Source organism: Sciscionella marina DSM 45152, assembly GCF_000379465.1.
In the GTDB taxonomy this organism is placed as follows: Bacteria; Actinomycetota; Actinomycetes; order Mycobacteriales; family Pseudonocardiaceae; genus Sciscionella; species Sciscionella marina.
Genome location: NZ_KB905441.1, coordinates 1,054 through 5,816, shown reverse-complemented (window position 1 = coordinate 5,816; position 4,763 = coordinate 1,054). Strand labels below are relative to the sequence as shown.

Below are 4,763 nucleotides of genomic sequence, written 5' to 3'. Positions count from 1 at the left end.
TTGGAAGTCATCTGCGGGAGGGAGGGTGTGCATTGTCGTCGGGTGGATGTGTCGTATGCTTCGCATCATCCGCAGGTGGACGGGCTTGCTGGGGTGATCACCGCTGATCTTCAGCCGGTTGTTCCGGTGTCGACCGGGATTCCGTTTTTTTCGACGGTGTCTGGTGTCCAGGTCGATACCAGTACTCTGAATGGTGAGTATTGGTTGGAGAATTTGCGTAGTCAGGTGAGGTTCTTCCCCACCGTGACCCATGCCCTCGACCAGGGTTTCACCCATGTGTTGGAGGTCAGCCCGCACCCGGTGCTCGGCGCACCCCTGGAAGAAGCCGCGTATGCGGTCGGGCGGGGCGAGGTGCCGGTGTTGGCGAGCCTGCGCCGGGATGATGGTGACACGAACCGGTTCATGACCTCGATGGCCGAATTCACCGTCGGACAGGGCAGCCTGGACTGGACCGAGCTCTACCGGAAAGCCGGTGCCCGCAAGGTAAACCTGCCGACCTACGCCTTCCAGCACCAGCGGTACTGGCTCGACGCGGGGAAGGCCGGTAAGGACGTTTCCGGTGTCGGCCTGCGCTCCGCCGAGCACGGCCTGCTCGGTGCGGTGCTGCACGCCGCGGGTGACGGAACGGTGTATCTGGCCGGGCGGCTCTCGCTGACCGAACAGCCCTGGCTTGCCGATCACGCGCTCGGCGATACCCCGCTGTTGCCCGGGGCGGCCATGGTGGACCTTGCCGTGCACGCCGGCGACCAGGTCGGCTGCCCGCACGTGGAGGAACTGACCCATCACGCGCCGTTGTTGTTGCCGCGCAACGGTTCGGCGAACGTGCAGCTCATGGTGACCGCCCCGGACGAGGACGGCCGGTGCGCGCTGACCCTGCATTCGCGCACCGCCGACGAGGACGGCGACTGGGAGCTGCACGCCTCGGGCCTGCTCGTGCGGACAGCCCCGGCACCACCCCAGGTGCTGCCCACCTGGCCACCGGAAGGCGCGCAGCGCATCGACACCGTGAACGCCTACCGCGAACTCGCCGAACAGGGCTACGCGTACGGCTCGATGTTCCAGGGCCTGGAGTCCGCGTGGCGCGGCGATGACGGTCTGTACGCCGAGGTGGCCCTGCCGGAACCGCTGGAAACCGAGGGATTCGTGCTGCATCCGGCGTTGCTGGACGCCGCGCTGCACGTGATCAGCCTGGCCCGGCCCAGCGAGGACACCGCGATCCCGTTCTCCTGGCAGGGTGTTTCGGTGCACCGGGCGGGCGCCCGCAGGCTTCGGGTACGCATCGCCGACGCGGACACCGAGGACACCGTCACCATCACCGCCTTCGATAGTAGCGAAGAGCCGGTATTCGAGGTCCGCGCGCTGATTTCCCGTCCCCTTGCCCCGCAAGCCTTGTCCCGGTTCGTGGATATCCGGGACAGTCTGTTCACCGTGGACTGGCCGGAGTGGTCGGCGCAGTCGAGCGGTTCGGCGATCGTGCTGGAACAGCCGAGTTTCGGGGTGCTCGAGGACACCAGCGGATTGCGTTCCTGGTTCGCCGAGGCCGGACGCGAACCCGTGCTCTACCACGACTGGGATGAGGTCGCCGTCGTGGACCAGACCCCGGACGTGCTGCTGTGGGACACCGCGTCGTTGCTCCGTGAACCCGTGGAGCTCGAGGACGGACCGGAATTCGCCGACGCGGCCGGTCGCCTGGTCGATACGGTGTTGCTGCGGCTCAAACGCTGGCTTGCCCTTCCGCAGTCCGAGGGCACCCGGCTGGTCGTGGTGTGCTGGGATCACCTGGCCATGGCCGGGGTGACCGGGCTGATCCGCTCGATGTGCAGCGAATTCCCGGGCCGGCTGACGCTGCTGGATGTGCGCGGCCGGGACACCACCGTGGACATACCCGCGCTGATCTCGGTGCTGGGCACGGACGAGAACGTGATCGGGCTGCGCGACGCGGCGATCCGGGTGCCCCGGCTCGAGCGGACCGTCTCGGAGCTGGCGATCCCGGACGGCGAAGCCTGGGCGGTGAGTTCGGACGGCAGTGGTTCCCTCGACGGGGTCGGCCTTGTCCCGAGCGGTGCCGCGACCGTCGCGCTTGGCCCCGGGGAGGTGCGGATCGCGGTGCGGGCCGCGGGCGTGAACTTCCGGGATGTGCTGATCAGCCTCGGTATGTACCCCGACGAGGGCGCGTTGATGGGCAGCGAGGCCGCGGGCGTGGTGCTCGAGGTCGGTCCCGGCGTGGATTCGGTGCGCGTCGGGGACGCGGTGATGGGCCTGTTCACCGAGTGCTCCGGGTTCGGCTCGCACGCGGTGACCGACGCCAGGATGGTGGTTCCGGTGCCCGAGGGCTGGACCTTCGAGCAGGCCGGTGCGGCACCGGTGGTGTTCCTGACCGCGTTCTACGCCCTGCACGATCTGGGCGCGGTGGCCGCGGGCCAGCGGATCCTGATCCACACCGCGACCGGCGGGGTCGGCATGGCGGCCCTGCAATTGGCGCAGTACTGGGGTGCGGAGGTGTTCACCACCGCGCATCCGAGCAAATGGCCGATCCTGCGCACACTCGGGGTGCCCCGGGAACGGATGGCCAATTCCCGCACCGCGGACTTCGAGGCGGAATTCCGGACGGTGACCAAGGGCGCCGGGATGCACATGGTGCTCAACTCGCTGGCGAATGAGCAGACGGATGCGTCGTTGCGGTTGCTTTCGCGTGGTGGGCGGTTCGTGGATATGGGCAAGACCGATGTGCGTGATGTGGAAACCGTTGCGGCCGAACATGATGGGGTGTCGTATCGGGCCTTCGATCTGATCGAGGCCGGACCGGACCGGATTCACGATATTCTCACCGCGTTGTACGAGTTGTTCACCGCGCAGATCCTGCTTCCGCTTCCGGTGCGCTCCTGGCCGATGCAGCAAACCCGGCGCGCGCTGCGATTCGTGCGGGAGGCGCGGCATATCGGCAAGGTGGCGCTGACCTTGCCGGAACCGCTGGAGCCGCATCGTCCGGTGTTGATCACCGGGGGCACCGGGACGCTGGGCGGATTGCTGGCCCGGCACCTGGTCACCGAGTACGGGGCGCGGCAGCTGGTGCTCACCTCACGGCGCGGGATGGGCGCCGTCGGGGCTGCGGAACTCCGGGCCGAACTGCTGGAATCCGGTGCGGACTCGGTGACGATCGTGGCCTGCGATGTGACCGATCGGGACTCGCTGATCGCGTTGTTCGAGCAGACCGGTCCGGTCGGCGCGGTATTCCACACCGCAGGGGTGCTCGACGACGGTGTTTCGGTGAACCTGAGCAGCGAACAGCTACGCCGGGTGCTGGACCCGAAAATGCGCGCTGCCACGTATTTGCATGAGCTGACCGTGGAGATGGAGCTTTCGCAATTCGTATTGTTTTCCTCGGCTGCCGGTGTGCTCGGTGACGCGGGGCAGGCGAATTATGCGGCGGCTAATACATTCCTCGATGAATTGGCGCGGGCTCGGCGGGAAATGGGTTTGCCGGGGCTGTCGTTGTCGTGGGGATTGTGGGCGGACGAGTCCGGAATGACCGGGCACCTCGACGGCGTGCACCACGAGCGGATGGCCGCGAACGGAATGCGCGCGCTTTCCGCGGGCCACGCGCTTGGCCTGCTGGACGTGGCGATGACCTCCACGCACCCCCACTACGTGCCGATCGCGCTGCGCATCGGTGACCAGCGCGAGCCGATCTTCCGCTCCTTGGCGCAGCCACGGCGGGCCAAGGCTAGTGCGGACACCGTTGCCGCGCAGGACGGGCTCGTCGATCAGCTGGCGGTGCTGTCCCTCGATCAGCGGTGGCGGTTGGTGGAGTCGGTGGTTGCTGAGCAGGTGAATGTGGTGTTGGGGCATGCGGATGGGCGTGTGGTGGATGTGGGTCAGCCGTTTTCGGTGCAGGGTTTTGATTCGTTGACGGCGGTTGAGTTGCGGAATCGGTTGAATGCGCGGACGGGTTTGCGGTTGCCTGCGACGTTGATTTATGACTATCCGACTCCGCGGGATATCGCGGGACTGCTGCATCGCGAACTCGCCCCGGCGCCGTCCGATAATGGTGGTTCCTCGGTGCTGCACCAGATCGCGGGCCTGGAAACCGCACTGGCCGGGGCGATCGAGGAGGCGGACCACCCGGAGATCACCACGCGGCTGCGCGCACTGCTCGATCGGTGGACCGAGAGCACGCTCGCCAAGGACGACACCGCCGCAGAGGGCGAAAACCTCGGCGACGCCTCGGCCGACGAACTGCTGGACATCATCGCCAAAGAATTCGGAAGGTCCTAAACCGATGCCGAACGACGAGAAGCTGCTCACCGAGCTGAAATGGATGACAACCGAGCTGCGGCGCAGCCGAAGGCGCCTGGTGGAGGTCGAGGACGCCGCGCATGAGCCGGTGGCGATTGTGGGGATGGGTGCTCGGTTTCCTGGTGGGGTGGGTTCGGCGGAGGATTTGTGGCGCCTGGTTGCTGATGGTGTGGATGCGGTGGGGGAGTTTCCGGTCGATCGGGGTTGGGATGTGGATGCGCTTTATGATCCGGATCCGGATGTGGCGGGGAAATCGTATGTGCGCAGCGGTGGTTTTCTCGGGGACGCGCTGGAGTTCGATGCGGAGTTCTTCGGGATTTCTCCGCGTGAGGCTGTGGCGATGGATCCGCAGCAGCGTCAGTTGCTGGAGGTGGCGTGGGAGACCTTGGAGCATGCCGGGATCGATCCGGCCACGCTGCGCGGCAGCCAGACCGGNGTGTNNGNNGGNGTNNTNCANAGCNNNTATG

General features: G+C 66.8%; 1 protein-coding gene and 1 pseudogene (1 of these 2 running past the window's edge). Both read left to right on the top strand.

Annotated elements, in window-relative coordinates; genetic code table 11:
* Positions 1-4,275, top strand: coding sequence for an SDR family NAD(P)-dependent oxidoreductase (locus A37U_RS47375; RefSeq protein WP_276143684.1), 4,275 nt, complete (start codon positions 1-3; stop codon positions 4,273-4,275).
* Between the two features lie 4 nt (positions 4,276-4,279).
* A pseudogene (locus A37U_RS0137535) lies at positions 4,280-4,763 on the top strand (beta-ketoacyl synthase N-terminal-like domain-containing protein); its annotated part runs 1,053 nt beyond the window's last position; the annotation flags it as partial.